This is a genomic window from uncultured Pigmentiphaga sp. (genome assembly GCF_937950555.1).
In the GTDB taxonomy this organism is placed as follows: domain Bacteria; phylum Pseudomonadota; class Gammaproteobacteria; order Burkholderiales; family Burkholderiaceae_B; genus Pigmentiphaga.
In genome coordinates this window covers 1-13244 of the sequence record NZ_CALFCW010000041.1, presented here as the reverse complement: position 1 = coordinate 13244, position 13244 = coordinate 1, and the positions used below count along the sequence as shown (strand labels likewise).

The following is a 13244-nucleotide window of genomic DNA, read 5'->3' as shown; positions in this document are numbered from 1 at the left end:
ATGCTCAGCAAGAACACCGTTTGCATCTGGTATGAGCGGGAAGCCCTGGAGGCGGCGCGGTTTTATGCCCGCACTTTTCCTGGCAGCGAAGTGGGCGAAGTGATGTACGCGCCCGGCGACTACCCGGCCGGCAAGGCCGGAGACATCCTGACAGTATCGTTCACCGTGCTGGGCATTCCGTGCATGGGCTTGAACGGCGGTCCAGGTGTTCCGCAGACCGAGGCATTTTCCTTTCATGTCTCGACCGAGGACCAGGAGGAAACCGACCGCCTCTGGGACGCCATCGTGGGCAACGGCGGCCGTGAAATCGAATGCAGCTGGTGCGCGGACAAATGGGGCGTGCGCTGGCAGATTGCACCGCGCGTCCTGACGCAGACCCTGTTGGGGGCGGATCGTGCAGCGGCCAAGCGCGTCTTTGAAGCGATGCTGCAGATGAAAAAGATCGACGTTGCGGCGATCGAGGCCGCGCGCAGCGGCTAAGGGCGCGGCTGCCCGCCCCGCGGTGGTAGGCGGGGCCGCTCGCGCTGGCGAGATTAGTCTTCCCGCCGCAGGTGGGGGAAAAGAATGACGTCGCGGATGCTGGGGCTGTCGGTCAGCAGCATCACCAGCCGGTCTATGCCTATTCCGCAGCCTGCGGTCGGCGGCATGCCGTATTCCAGGGCCCGGATGTAGTCGGCATCGTAGTACATCGCTTCCTCGTCGCCGGCGTCCTTGGCCTCGACCTGCTTGCGGAAGCGTTCGGCCTGGTCTTCCGGGTCGTTCAGCTCCGAGAAGCCGTTGGCGATCTCGCGCCCAACGATGAATAGTTCGAAACGCTCGGTAATGCCTGGACGCGTGTCGGAGGCGCGGGCGAGCGGCGAGACCTCCACCGGATAATCGATGATGTACGTCGGCTGCCACAGTTTGGCTTCGGCGGTTTCCTCGAACAACGCCAGTTGGAGCGCGCCCAGGCCCGCCCGGGCCAGCTGCGGACCGTTCACGTCCGCGCCCAGCCGCTTGAGTTCCGAGCGCAGGAAGGTCTCGTCGTTCAACTGCTCGTCGGTGTAGCCGGGGTCGGCATATTTGTGGATGGCTTCGACGATGGTCAGCCGGTCGAACGGCCGCGACAGGTCCACTTCCCGTCCCTGGTAGGTGAGCTTGGCACTGCCCGTGGCATCGATGGCAGCCTGCCGGATCAGGTTTTCGGTGAAGTCCATCAGCCAGCGGTAGTCGGCATACGCTGCGTAGAACTCCATCATCGTGAATTCCGGGTTGTGCCGCGGGCTGACGCCTTCGTTGCGGAAGTTCCGGTTCAGCTCGAACACGCGTTCGAAACCGCCCACGATCAGGCGCTTGAGATAGAGCTCGGGGGCGATGCGCAGGTACATGGGCATGTCCAGCGCATTGTGATGGGTCGTGAACGGCTTGGCTGCCGCGCCGCCCGGGATGACGTGCAGCATGGGCGTTTCCACTTCCAGGAAGCCGGCCTCGGTCATGTGGCGGCGTATCGAGGCCAGGGTGCGGCTGCGCGCGACGAACGTGTTGCGCGTCGATTCGGTCATGATGAGATCGACGTAGCGCTGCCGGTAGCGCAGCTCCTGGTCGGCGATGCCGTGGAACTTGTCCGGCAGCGGGCGCAGCGACTTCGTCAACAGGCGCACTTCCGTGGCCTGGACCGACAACTCGCCTTTGTTGGTCTTGAAGACCTTGCCGCGCACCCCGAGGATGTCCCCGATATCCCAGTGCTTGAAGGCGTTGTACACGGCTTCGCCGACCAATTCCTTGCTCAGGTAGATCTGGATGCGGCCAGTGGCGTCCTGCAGCGTGGCGAAGCTCGCCTTGCCCATGACGCGCTTGAGCATCATGCGGCCGGCCACGCTGGCCTGGACGTCGGCTGCGTCGAGGGCCTCCTTGTCCTGCGCGTCGTAGAGCTCGTGGAGCTTGGCGGCGCGGTCGGCGGGAACGAAATCATTGGGAAAAGCCGGCCCCGCTTCGCGCAGGCGGGCGAGCTTGGTGCGTCGTTCGGCAATGATCTGGTTGTCGTCTTGCGCGGGTTCGTTGGCGTTGGGCCGGTTGTCGGTCATGATGGCTAGGGAATCAGTAGTGTCGAATGTCGTCGATTTCGTTTTCGCCGAAATCGTCGCGTTCCAGGTAGTGGAGGATGCGGGCGGCCGTCGTGGCGGGCGCAGCAAGCCGGCCGGTGCTGTGCAAGGCCTTGAAGTCCTCGACGGCGGGAAATGCGTCGGGCAGGGTGGCGCGTATGCGCTCTTGCATGGGGGTATCGATCACGCCGGGCGCGAGCGAGGCGATGCGTAGCCCCGAGGCCTGCTGCTCGAGTTTGACGGTGCGCGTGTACATGTCCAGCGCGGCCTTGGTGGCGCAATAGACGCTCCAGCCTGGCATGGGCCGCCGGCCTGCGCCGGAAGAAATGTTCAGCACGCGGCGGTCGGCGCTCGCGGGCACGGCGGCCAGGAACGCGCCGGTAAGCAGCATGGCGGCCGCCACGTTCAAGTGGAGCGCGTGGGCCACGACAGCCGCGTCCAGCGCAGTGGCCTGGGCAATGGGCTCTACGGTGGCAGCGTTGTTGATGAGCCGGTAGCGGCGGGCGTCGCGCGGCAGCCCGGCGAAGATGTCCTGGGCGACGGCTTGCGCCTGCGCCGGGTCCGAGAGGTCGACCGCATGGTGTACGTGGACGCACCCGTGCTCGCGCGCGTGATCGGCCACGAGCAGGGGTTCGCTGCGGGACAGCGTGACCAGCAGCGTGCCGGGCCGGCACGCTGCCATCGCCAGCGCGGCCCCAAGGCCGCGCGAGGCACCGCTTAGTATCACGATGGCGTCGCTCATGTGGATCCCCGGGCGTCGCTAGACGCCTTGTTTCAGACTCGCCTCGATGAAAGCGTCAAGATCGCCGTCCAGCACCTTCTGGGTGTTGGAGATTTCAACGTTGGTGCGCAAGTCTTTGATACGGCTCTGGTCCAGCACGTAGGAGCGGATTTGGTGGCCCCAGCCCACGTCCGTCTTGGAGTCCTCGAGCTGTTGCTGCTCGGCCATGCGCTTGCGCATTTCCAGCTCGAACAGCTTGGACTTGAGCATCTGCATCGCTTCGGCGCGGTTGCGATGCTGCGAGCGGTCGTTCTGGCATTGCACGACGATTCCGGTCGGGATGTGGGTGATCCGCACCGCCGAGTCCGTCTTGTTGATGTGCTGGCCACCGGCTCCCGACGCGCGGAAGGTGTCGATGCGCAGGTCGGCCGGGTTGACCTCGACCTCGAACGAATCGTCCACCTCGGGGTAAACGAATACGCTCGCGAAGGAAGTGTGGCGGCCACCGGAGGAATCGAACGGGCTCTTGCGCACCAAGCGGTGCACGCCGGTTTCGGTGCGCAGGTAGCCGAACGCGTACTCGCCCTCGATCTTGATGGTGGCGGACTTGATGCCGGCCACTTCGCCTTCGGACTCTTCCAGCACTTCGGCCTTGAAGCCTTTGCGTTCCGCGTACTTGAGGTATTGGCGAAGCAGCATGGAGGCCCAATCCTGCGCCTCGGTCCCGCCCGCGCCGGCCTGGATGTCCAGGAAGCAGTTGAGCGGGTCGGCCGGATTGGAGAACATGCGGCGGAACTCCAGGCCGTTCACCTGCTCTTCGATGCGTTGGGCATCGGCGATGATGGATTCGAGCGTGGCGTCGTCATTGTCGGCGGCGGCCATCTCGAACAGTTCCGACGCATCGCGCAGGCTCGACTCGATTTCGTTGATGGTCAGGACGACGCCCTCGAGTGCCTTTTTCTCGCGCCCGAGCTCCTGGGCATGCTTGGGGTCGTTCCAGACGTCGGGGCTTTCTAGTTCCGCGTTGACGACTTGCAGGCGTTGATCTTTGGCGTCGTAGTCAAAGATACCTCCGTAAGGCCTGCGTCCTCTCGGAAAGATCCTTGAGTTGCGCTTCGAGTTGGTTGAGGCGTTCTGCTTCCATGCTGAATCCCGGTGATTTTTCGCGTAACCCGAAATTTTAGCCTAGTAATGCCGCGCGGCGCGGCTCCGCACGACGGTCAGGCAGCGGCGCCAACCGCGTGCTCGACCACCAGCTGCACGGAGACCATGCCGTTCCAGGAGTTCAGGGTGAGGCGGTAGGCCAGGTCCACCGCCGGAGGCAGGGCGTCTGCGTGACCGAACCAAATGGCGTCGAAGCGCTGGTGACCGCGCTCCAGCGCCAGCTTGAGATGTTTCTCGCCTACCAAGCGCTGGTTGCGCACGATGAACGAGTCCACGAAGACCGGTGCGGGAAAGCCCGCCCCCCATACCTGCTGTTCCAGCAGGGCGGCGACCTCCGCATTGGCGTACTCGGTTTCGAGGGAACCGTCGGTTTCGAGTTCCGGTTCGAACCGTGTCCGGCCGGTCAGCTCGCGCACGGCGGCATCGAACGCCGGCACGAAAGCGGGGAAGTCCCCTTCATGCAGGGTGAGCCCGGCGGCCATGGCGTGGCCGCCGAATTTGCGGATGAGGGAGGGGTAACGTTTCGAGACCAAGTCCAGCGCGTCGCGCAAATGCACGTCGGGCACCGACCGGCCCGAGCCGCGTAGCTCGCCGTTGCCTGCGGGCGCAAAAGCGAGGGTGGGGCACCAGAAGCGGTCCTTCAGCCGGGACGCTACCAAGCCGACGACGCCTTGGTGCCACGAGGGGTCGAATACACACAAGCTGGCCTGCGAAGCTGCGGGAACCACGTCGAGGGATGCCAAGGCCTGCTCGCGCATGCCGGCCTCGATCTCGCGCCGCTCGCGGTTCATGGCATCGAGCTCGCGCGCCAGCTTGAGGGCTTCCTCTTCGTCGTCGGTAGTCAGGCAGCGTATGCCTAGGCTCATGTCCGCCAGGCGCCCGGCAGCGTTGATGCGCGGACCCAGCGCAAAGCCAAGGTCGAAGGTGCTCGCTTCGCGAGGGTTGCGCCCCGCGACCGCGAATAGGGCACGCACGCCAGGCTGCATCCGACCCGCCCGTATGCGCTTGAGCCCTTGGGCCACCAGGAGGCGGTTGTTGGCGTCGAGACGGACCACATCGGCCACGGTGCCGAGCGCGACGAGATCCGTGAGCGCATCGAGGCGCGGGCCGTTCTCGGGCCCGAACGCACCACGTTGCCTGAGCTCGGCGCGCAGGGCAAGCAGCAAATAGAAGATGACGCCCACGCCCGCCAAGTGTTTGGACGGAAAGCCGCAGCCGGGCTGGTTGGGGTTGACGATGGCCAGGGCCTCGGGCAGGGCTTGGCCGGGGAGGTGGTGGTCGGTGATGATCACCTCGATGCCCACGCTGCGCGCGGCAGCCACGCCGTCGATGCTGGCTATGCCGTTATCCACCGTAATCAGGATGTCGGGCTTGCCGGCAGGGTGGGAGCAAGCTAGCTCGACGACGGCGGGCGACAGGCCGTAGCCGGTCTCGAACCGGTTGGGAACGAGAAAGTCGACCCGGGCTCCCATGGCGCGCAGCCCGCGCAAGCCCACGGCGCAGGCCGTGGCGCCGTCGCAATCGTAGTCAGCCACGATCAGCAACCGTTTGCGCGCGGCGATGGCGTCGGCCAGCAGCGCCGCCGCCCGCCCGGCATGCGTCAGCAAGGTCGGGGCGAGCATGGCGGACCAGTCCGGCGCGGTTTCCGTCGGCGCGCTTACGCCGCGGGATGCCCAGAGCCGGGCCAACAGGGGATGGATGCCAGCCCGTTCCAGCCGCCGCAAGGCGTCCAGGTCGGGCCGGCGGGTCAGGATTCTCGGGGCAGCCACCAGCTTTTCCAATCGTGTCGATGTGACGGCAGCCAACGCAGCAGCGCCGGCCGCCGGTCCAGGTCCAGCGTTACCAGCCGGGTGCGGCCGGGCAGCACCAGCGTCAGGCGCTGCAGGGCCCCGCTGCGGAGCATGCGCGCCGTGGGGTCGAACCAGTCCCGCTCCAGGCGCGCGGCGGCATCGAGCCAGGCGCGCCAGTCGTCGTTGCGCTCGGGCGCGGCGAAATCGGACAGCTCGGCCAGCGCCCCGGGCTGTGGCGCTTCCGCGCGGCGCCAAGGCAGTCCGGCGCGTTGCGCCAGGGCGCGCACCCACGCCTGGCCCCCCATTAGTAGGTCGGGACGTCCGTCCGGCCAAGTGGGCTGCCATGGCCGGGAGCCGCCGTGCAGCCACAACGTGTTGACTGGCGGCAGTCCGCGGGCCTCGCGGGCTTGGTTCACCGGCGACTCATGCCAGGCCATCTGGATTTCATTGGCGAGCTTGCGCCAGGGTCGGGTCTCGATCGTCCTCGGCCACCAGGCGTCGAGGGGCGAGCCGGCGACGGCGTCCGGCGTGCCGCTGTGCTGGGCGCCGCCCGCCGGCAGCTCAAGCCGCCAACGTCGTTCGTCGAGCATGGCGGCGCGGGCACCGTGGGCCTCGAGTGCGGGCTGGGCGGCCGCCAGCAGCGCCCGGCCTTCTTCCGGCGTCGTGTCGAGGTGCGCCGGGTCGGTCAGGACGGGCCCGTCGCGGCCAACCTGGACGTAAGCGAGCTCGGCAAGCCAGACGGGTTCGTCCGCCGGGGCATCTTCGGCCAGCAGCGCGGCGAGCCCGGCGCCGAACTTGCCATCGCGAGGCTCGTGGCCGGCCCGCCACAGCCACCAGTATTCGAGCGCGGTGCAGCCGTGCTCGAAAGGGTCGAATTCTTCTTCGGACGGTCGCGCGGCCGATAGCCAGGCACTGAGGGTGGGCGCCGATCCGGCCAGCTGCGGTGCCAGTTCTGGCGCGATGCGAGCTTCGGTCAGCAAGCCGGGGAGCAGCAGGGTCAGCGTAGCGGTTTTTGCAGTCACGGCTCGGCCAAGGGTTGGAAGGCGCCCTTGCGGGCGGGATGACGGCCGGTATTGTAGGGGCTGGCGCGCAACGCATGGCGGGCCCCGCCATCTGCCATAATACGCGCGTGCTCAAAATACCCTACGAACTCTGGATAGGCTGGCGCTATACGCGCGCCGGCCGCGGGCGGCGTCGAGATCGCTTCATTTCCTTCATTGCCGCCAGTTCGATGGCCGGCATAGGCTTGGGCGTGGCCGCGCTGATCATCGTGCTTTCCGTCATGAACGGCTTCCAGAAAGAAGTGCGGGACCGCATGCTGTCAGTGCTGCCCCACATCGAAATCTTTCCGGTGAGCGGGGAACGCGGCGCGGCGTTGGCCAACTGGCAAGAGCTCACCGCGCTCGCCAAGAAGAACGACGAAGTCCTGGCAGGTGCCCCCTATGTGGCGGCGCAGGCGATGATCGCCCGCGACCAGATGCTGCGTGGCGTGCAAGTGCGCGGCATCGACCCACACTCCGAGCGCGAGGTCTCGGACGCGGCACGGCAGATGGTGGCAGGCTCGCTCGACGCTTTGCAGTCTGGCGCCTACGGCGCGGTGTTGGGCCGCGCGCTGGCGCAATCCCTGGGCGTAGGCCTGGGCGACCCCATCCTCATGCTGGCGCCCCAAGGGTCCGTGACGCCCGCCGGCTTTACGCCTCGCATGCGCCAGTTCACGGTGGTTGGCATGTTCGAGGCCGGCCATTACGAATACGACTCCAGCCTCGTGTTCCTGAACGTGGACGATGCCGCGCGGCTGTTCCGCGACAGTGGCATCGGCGGGGTGCGGCTGCGCATCGCCGACATGCAAAAGGCGCCGCAGGTTGCGCGCGAGCTGGGGAAGACGCTGCCGCCGAACCTCGCGGCCGCCGACTGGTCGCGCAACAACCGCACCTGGTTTGCCGCGGTGCAGACGGAAAAACGCATGATGTTCCTCATCCTGACGCTGATCATCGCGGTGGCGGCCTTTAATCTGCTGTCTTCGCTGGTCATGGCGGTGAATGACAAACAGGCCGATATCGCGATCTTGCGCACCCTGGGAACGACGCCCGGCGAGATCGCGCGCATTTTCGTAGTGCAAGGCGCGCTGATCGGGGTCATCGGCACGCTGCTCGGCGTGGCGGGCGGCGCCCTGGTGGCGTACAACATCGATTTCATCGTGCCCGCCATCGAGCGGGCGCTCGACATCGAATTCCTGCCGCGCGACATTTATCTCATTACCGAGCTGCCCTCCGATCCCCGTTTGTCTGACATCCTTTCCATCGGGGTGACGTCGCTGGTGTTGTCGTTCCTGGCCACGCTGTATCCCAGCTGGCGCGCTTCGCGCCTGCAACCGGCGGAGGTGCTGCGCCATGACTGAGCCACGCGTGGTGCTGGAAGGGCGGGGAATCTCCAAGACCTACGTCGAGGGCGAGGCCCAGGTGACCGTGCTGCGTGGCGTGGACCTGACAGTTCGCCAGGGGGAAATGGTGGCCTTGGTGGGCGCGTCGGGGTCCGGCAAGAGCACGCTGCTGCACGTCCTGGGATTGCTCGACCACCCTACGTCGGGCGAAGTCTTGCTCGACGGGCAGGCCGTGGCCGGGTTCAACGAAAAACAGCGCAGCCTGGCGCGCAACCGCAGCCTGGGGTTCGTCTATCAGTTCCACCACCTGCTGCCCGAGTTTTCGGCCTTGGACAACGTCGCCATGCCTCTCGTCGTGCGCCGGATGGACCGTGCCCAGGCGCGCAAGGCGGCGGCGGAAATGCTCGAGCAGGTGGGTTTGGCCGCCCGCGCCTCGCATCATCCCGGGCAACTTTCGGGCGGCGAGCGCCAGCGCGTTGCACTGGCGCGCGCTTTGGTGACGCGCCCGCTATGCGTGCTCGCCGATGAACCCACGGGCAATCTCGATCGCCACACCGCGCGCGAAGTCTTCGGCTTGCTCAAGCGCTTGAACGAGCAGCTCGACATGGCGTTCGTCATCGTCACCCACGACGCCGAGCTCGCTGCCTTGGCAGACCGCCAGTTACGCATGGCTGACGGCGTGTTGGCCGGCTGACTGGCCGTCCATGCGCCGGGGATACCGGTGCGTTCGGTTTGGGCGGTAAAGTGCGCTTATGCTGATCGACACCCATTGCCATCTCGATGCCGCGGAGTTCGATGCGGATCGCCGGGAGGTCGCACGCCAGGCCCGGGAGGCGGGCGTGCGGGCCATCGTCATTCCGGCCGTTGCACGGGAGAACTTCGAGGCGGTGCGCGAACTTGCACACGAAATCGACGGCGCCTATGCGCTGGGGATACACCCCATGTATGTGCGGCATGCGCAGGAGGGCGACCTCGACCGCTTGCGCGAGGCCGTGATGCGCGCGTTCGATGATCCGCGCTTTGTCGCCGTCGGCGAAATCGGATTGGATTTCTTCGTGGCGGAGATCGCCAGCGGCCTCGAGCGGGAGCGGCAGGAGCATTTCTATCAAGTGCAGCTCAAGCTTGCCGCCGAGTTCGGTTTGCCGGTGTTGCTGCACGTGCGCCGTTCGCAGGATGTGTTGCTGAAGTATCTGCGCCGCATCGACGTGCCAGGCGGCATCGCCCACGCGTTCAACGGCAGCCGCCAGCAGGCCGACTTGTTCGTGCAGCGTGGTTTCGCCCTGGGCATGGGGGGCGAAATGACGTACGAACGATCGCGCAACATCCGGCGCCTCGCCGGCGAGATGGAATTGTCCGCCTTGGTGCTCGAAACCGACGCGCCGGACATCCCGCCGGCATGGCTGCCCCGCGACGATAGGCGCAACGCCCCCGCCGAACTGCCTCGCATGGCGCAGGTGCTGGCCGGGCTGCGGGGCGTGTCCGTCGACGCCATCGCCGCGGCGACCACCGCCAACGCCTGCCGCGTGCTGCCGCGCCTGGGGGCGCTGCTCGGGGCCGGTTGAGCCGACCGTGCCAGGTCGCCTAGGTCGCTAAGGTCCTAGCGCGAGCTGTTCCTCCACCTTCGCCCGCCTACCATTGCTGCCTTGGGCCAGGGAGGGGGCATGTTCCGCATCGCGTTGGTGGCGTTCGTGGCGGGCACCGCGAGTACGCACGTCTTGCCTTCGGTGCCGCCCGCGTGGGCCGCGGCGGTCGGCGGCGTCGCGTCATGCGCGGCTTGTGCCGGCTGGCTGCGATGGGCGCGGGGTGCCCGGCGCGCCGGGCACTGCTTGCTCGCCTTGGCGGTGGCGGGATGGGTTGCCGGGGCGGCCCTGGCGCTGGTTCGCATTGACCTTCGCCTGCAGGATTGCCTTGCGCCCGAACTCGAAAACGTGCCGCTGAGGCTGGACTTCCTGGTAACCGGCCTGGCGACCGGCACGGCCCGCGGGCAGCGCTTCGATGCGCGAGTATTGCGGGCGCCCCCCGGCGTGCCCGAGCGCGTGCAATTAGCCTGGCATGGCGCGCCGGCCCAAGTCGTGCCCGGGCAGGTCTGGCGGGCAGCGGCCGTGCTCAAGCAACCTCACGGCAACCTCAATCCTCACGGTTTCGACTATGAAGCGTACTTGTTCGAGCATGGCTTCCGCGCCACGGGAACCCTGCGCGGGCAGCCGCGCTTACTGGAAGATAGCCCCGCCGCGGATTTTGGGGTGCTCGTACAGCGCATGCGGCATGCGAGCCGGGAGGCGTTGCGGGGTGCGCTGGGCAGCCTGCGCTATGGTCCGGTGCTGGTCGCGCTTGCCATCGGCGACCAGGCGGGGGTGGACCGGCACGATTGGGACACCTTCGGCCGCACCGGCATCACGCATCTCGTCTCGATCAGCGGATTGCACGTGACCATGCTCGCCGCGCTGGCCGGTGGGCTGGTATTGCAGACCTGGAAGTCCTGCCGCTGGCGCGGGGTGCGGCTGGCCGAGCGCATGCCCGCGCAGGTGACGGCCGCCGCGGCCGCGCTGCTTGTCGCCTGGTTCTATTGTCTGCTGGCGGGATGGGGCGTACCGGCCCGGCGGACCTTCTTCATGCTGGCGACGGTGGCGATCGCCGCCGTCTTGCGTTTGCCGCTATCCGGATCCCGCGTGTTGTCCGTCGCCGCGGCGCTCGTATGTGCGCTCGATCCGTGGGCGCCGCTCGCCCCTGGGTTTTGGTTGTCCTTCGGCGCGGTGGCCTTGCTGGTGGTGGCGGGCAGTGGGCGCTGGCGGCGTCGGCGCGAAGGGGCGGCGCGGCCCGCATGGCGTAAGCGGCTACCGGAGGTCGTGCGCGAAGGCGCCCGGGCGCAGGCGGTGCTCACGATAGGGATGCTTCCTGCGCTTGCCCTGTTATTCCACCAGATATCGCTGGTATCGCCGCTGGCCAATGCCCTCGCCATTCCCGTCGTCAGCGCCGTGGTGACGCCGCTTGCGCTCGGGGCGCTGGCTCTGTGCATGGTGCCCGGGCTCGAAGGCGCCGGAACGCTGTTGGCTGAGGTGGCTCACTTTGCGTTCGCATGGTTGATGGAGGCGGTGCAGTGGCTGGGTGAGGCGTCCTTCGCCACGCATGCGGTGGCGGCGCCGCCGTGGCCGCTCGCCGCGCTGGCGATTGCCGGGGCCCTGTGGACCCTCCAGCCGCGCGGGCTGCCAGGGCGCGGGCTGGCTTTGGCGCTGCTCCTGCCCATGCTGCTTTACCGGCCGGCGCGGCCGGAGGTCGGTGGCTGGCGCCTTACCCTGCTCGATGTCGGGCAGGGAAGCGCCATCGTGATTGAAACCCATGGCGCGACGCTACTCTTCGATACCGGCCCCCGCTATGGTGATTCGGCCGATGCCGGGTCGCGGGTCATCGTCCCGTACCTGCGTGCCCGCGGCGTGCGCAAGTTGGACCACCTCATCGTGTCGCATGCGGACGACGACCATGCTGGTGGCCTGGCTTCGATCCAGGACGTGCTTCCGGTGACGCGGCTGCATGCGTCGTACGAGCTCGCCCCGGCGGCGCGCAAGGGGGCAGAGTTTTCGCGCTGCGCGGCCGGGCAGCAATGGACGCTGGACGGCGTGGAGTTTTCTTTCCTTCATCCGCAGGCCTTGCCCGACCGCGTCCCCGCGCGCGAACGCAATGCGCACAGTTGCGTCCTGCGGGTGCGCGGCGCGCACCATACGGCGCTACTGACGGGCGATATCGCCGCGGCCCAAGAGGCCGTGCTGGCGGGCCGCGCAGATCTTGCCGCCGACGTGGTCTCGGCGCCGCACCACGGGTCGCGGAACTCATCGAGCCGTGCACTGGTCGCCGCGGCCGGCGCAGCGCACGTGGTGGCGCAGGCGGGGTACCTGAACCGCTACCGGCATCCGCATCCGCTGGCGATACGGCGCTGGGAGTCGTCGGGAGCGGTGTTTCACCGTACCGACGTCCACGGCGCGGTCGTATTCGTCTCTGCGGCCTCGGGGCTGCGTGCGATGCGAGAGCGGGAGCGCCGGGCACGGTATTGGCATGCGAGGCCCCCTTGAAGTGCGCGGCTGCGCGCCGCGGCCCGGAGACATCTCTCGTTACAATCCCGCTTTCGGTTTTTCCCCGAGGGTCCTGTTCCATGAAACGAGGCAATGTGCCCGATGCGGGCGAGCCACGCCTGAAGTACGTCACCTGTCTGAGTCCGGCTGGGCTGCATCGCATGGCGTATTGGGAATGGGGCGATCCCGAGAATGATCGGGTCCTGGTCTGCGCGCATGGGCTGACGCGCAACGGGCGAGATTTCGACGTACTTGCGCGGCGCATGGCCGATCGTTACCGCGTCGTATGCCCCGACGTGGTCGGCCGGGGGCAGTCGGACTGGCTGAGCAATTCCGCGTATTACACGATCCCGCAATACGTGGCCGACATGATGCCGCTGCTGGCCCGCGTGCAAGCGGAAACCCTGCACTGGTTCGGCACCTCGATGGGCGGGCTGATAGGCATGGCCTTGGCCGGGCTCCACGCTTCGCCCATCGACAAACTCGTGCTCAACGACGTCGGCCCCCACCTCGAGCCCCAGGCGTTAGCGCGCATCGGTCAATACGTGGGCAAGGCACCGGCGTTCGCCAGCTTCGACGAGGCCAAGGCATACGTTCGGACGGTGTCCGCCTCATTCGGCGATCATACCGACGAACAGTGGGACGCCCTGACGCGCCACGTGGTCCGCCAGCCCGACGGGCCGGGCGGCCGCTGGGTGATGCACTACGATCCCGCCATTGCCGAAGCGTTTGCGGCCATGGATCCCGCGGCGGCGATCACGGCCGAAGCGGCGCTATGGCAGGCCTACGCCAATATCGAATGTCCGATTCTCATCGTCCGGGGCGAACAGTCCGACCTGCTTTCCGGCGACACGGTCCAGCAAATGTTGGAACGCAATTCCCATGCGCGGCGCGTCGAGATCCCGGGCGTGGGCCATGCGCCGACGTTCATGACCGACGCACAGGTCGAGATTGCGGAACGTTTTCTCTTGACATCCTCCCCGGCCTGAAGGCCGGAGATTCCTACGGCGCTCAGGAGCGGCATTGAGCCGCCCCTGAGTCGCT

Annotated in this window: 11 protein-coding genes; 6 read left to right on the top strand and 5 right to left on the bottom strand. The window is 67.3% G+C overall.

Translation table 11 applies throughout. The features are described 5' to 3' along the window. On the top strand, positions 1 to 480 hold the full coding sequence (locus Q0319_RS10885; protein WP_299452432.1) for a VOC family protein: 480 nt from the start codon (positions 1 to 3) through the stop codon (positions 478 to 480). 53 nt (positions 481 to 533) lie between these two features. On the opposite strand, the gene lysS is transcribed toward Q0319_RS10885, so the two are convergent. The 5 genes from lysS to Q0319_RS10860 all read right to left on the bottom strand — a co-directional run bounded on the left by lysS (position 534) and on the right by Q0319_RS10860 (position 6778). Next, positions 534 to 2063, bottom strand: a complete 1530-nt coding sequence (lysS, locus tag Q0319_RS10880; protein WP_296470285.1) for a lysine--tRNA ligase — start codon at positions 2061 to 2063, stop codon at positions 534 to 536. Between the two features lie 13 nt (positions 2064 to 2076). Continuing rightward, positions 2077 to 2823, bottom strand: coding sequence for an SDR family oxidoreductase (locus Q0319_RS10875; RefSeq protein WP_299452431.1), 747 nt, complete (start codon positions 2821 to 2823; stop codon positions 2077 to 2079). A gap of 18 nt (positions 2824 to 2841) precedes the next feature. Continuing rightward, positions 2842 to 3946 (bottom strand): peptide chain release factor 2 gene (gene prfB, locus Q0319_RS10870; RefSeq protein WP_299452430.1). Its coding sequence is split into 2 segments (ribosomal slippage): positions 2842 to 3864 and positions 3866 to 3946, totalling 1104 coding nucleotides; the frame shifts between segments, so codons are not numbered across the junction. Positions 3947 to 4022: 76 nt separating this feature from the next. Continuing rightward, positions 4023 to 5735 carry a single-stranded-DNA-specific exonuclease RecJ gene (recJ, locus tag Q0319_RS10865; protein WP_296468449.1) on the bottom strand — a complete coding sequence of 571 codons (1713 nt, stop codon included), beginning with the start codon at positions 5733 to 5735 and terminating at the stop codon, positions 4023 to 4025. Then, positions 5714 to 6778 (bottom strand): hypothetical protein, encoded by a 1065-nt coding sequence (locus tag Q0319_RS10860; protein WP_299452428.1) that lies wholly within the window; start codon positions 6776 to 6778, stop codon positions 5714 to 5716. Before Q0319_RS10860 ends, recJ begins: the two co-directional genes overlap by 22 nt. Before the next feature lie 107 nt (positions 6779 to 6885). Between Q0319_RS10860 and Q0319_RS10855 the strand changes: the two genes are divergently transcribed. From Q0319_RS10855 to Q0319_RS10835, 5 genes are all read left to right on the top strand, one after another. Then, a complete protein-coding gene (locus tag Q0319_RS10855; RefSeq protein WP_296468446.1) occupies positions 6886 to 8154 on the top strand; it encodes a lipoprotein-releasing ABC transporter permease subunit in 1269 nt (422 codons plus the stop codon). After that, entirely contained in the window at positions 8147 to 8830 is a 684-nt protein-coding gene (locus Q0319_RS10850) for an ABC transporter ATP-binding protein (protein WP_296468444.1), read from the top strand. The genes Q0319_RS10855 and Q0319_RS10850 overlap by 8 nt, the downstream gene beginning before the upstream one ends. 58 nt (positions 8831 to 8888) lie before the next feature. Beyond that, positions 8889 to 9698, top strand: a complete 810-nt coding sequence (locus Q0319_RS10845; protein ID WP_299452425.1) for a TatD family hydrolase — start codon at positions 8889 to 8891, stop codon at positions 9696 to 9698. A gap of 99 nt (positions 9699 to 9797) precedes the next feature. Then, positions 9798 to 12200 (top strand): DNA internalization-related competence protein ComEC/Rec2, encoded by a 2403-nt coding sequence (locus Q0319_RS10840; RefSeq protein ID WP_299452423.1) that lies wholly within the window; start codon positions 9798 to 9800, stop codon positions 12198 to 12200. 80 nt (positions 12201 to 12280) lie between these two features. Further along, positions 12281 to 13189, top strand: a complete 909-nt coding sequence (locus Q0319_RS10835) for an alpha/beta hydrolase (protein WP_299452421.1) — start codon at positions 12281 to 12283, stop codon at positions 13187 to 13189. Positions 13190 to 13244: the final 55 nt, after the last annotated feature.

Bases quoted from the DNA above. Each gene is read 5' to 3' on its own strand.
- Q0319_RS10885 (WP_299452432.1), top strand. From the start codon at position 1: ATGCTCAGCAAGAACACCGTTTGCATCTGGTATGAGCGGGAAGCCCTG.
- Q0319_RS10835 (WP_299452421.1), top strand. From the start codon at position 12,281: ATGAAACGAGGCAATGTGCCCGATGCGGGCGAGCCACGCCTGAAGTAC.
- Q0319_RS10850 (WP_296468444.1), top strand. From the start codon at position 8,147: ATGACTGAGCCACGCGTGGTGCTGGAAGGGCGGGGAATCTCCAAGACC.
- lysS (WP_296470285.1), bottom strand. From the start codon at position 2,063: ATGACCGACAACCGGCCCAACGCCAACGAACCCGCGCAAGACGACAAC.
- Q0319_RS10875 (WP_299452431.1), bottom strand. From the start codon at position 2,823: ATGAGCGACGCCATCGTGATACTAAGCGGTGCCTCGCGCGGCCTTGGG.
- Q0319_RS10845 (WP_299452425.1), top strand. From the start codon at position 8,889: ATGCTGATCGACACCCATTGCCATCTCGATGCCGCGGAGTTCGATGCG.
- Q0319_RS10840 (WP_299452423.1), top strand. From the start codon at position 9,798: ATGTTCCGCATCGCGTTGGTGGCGTTCGTGGCGGGCACCGCGAGTACG.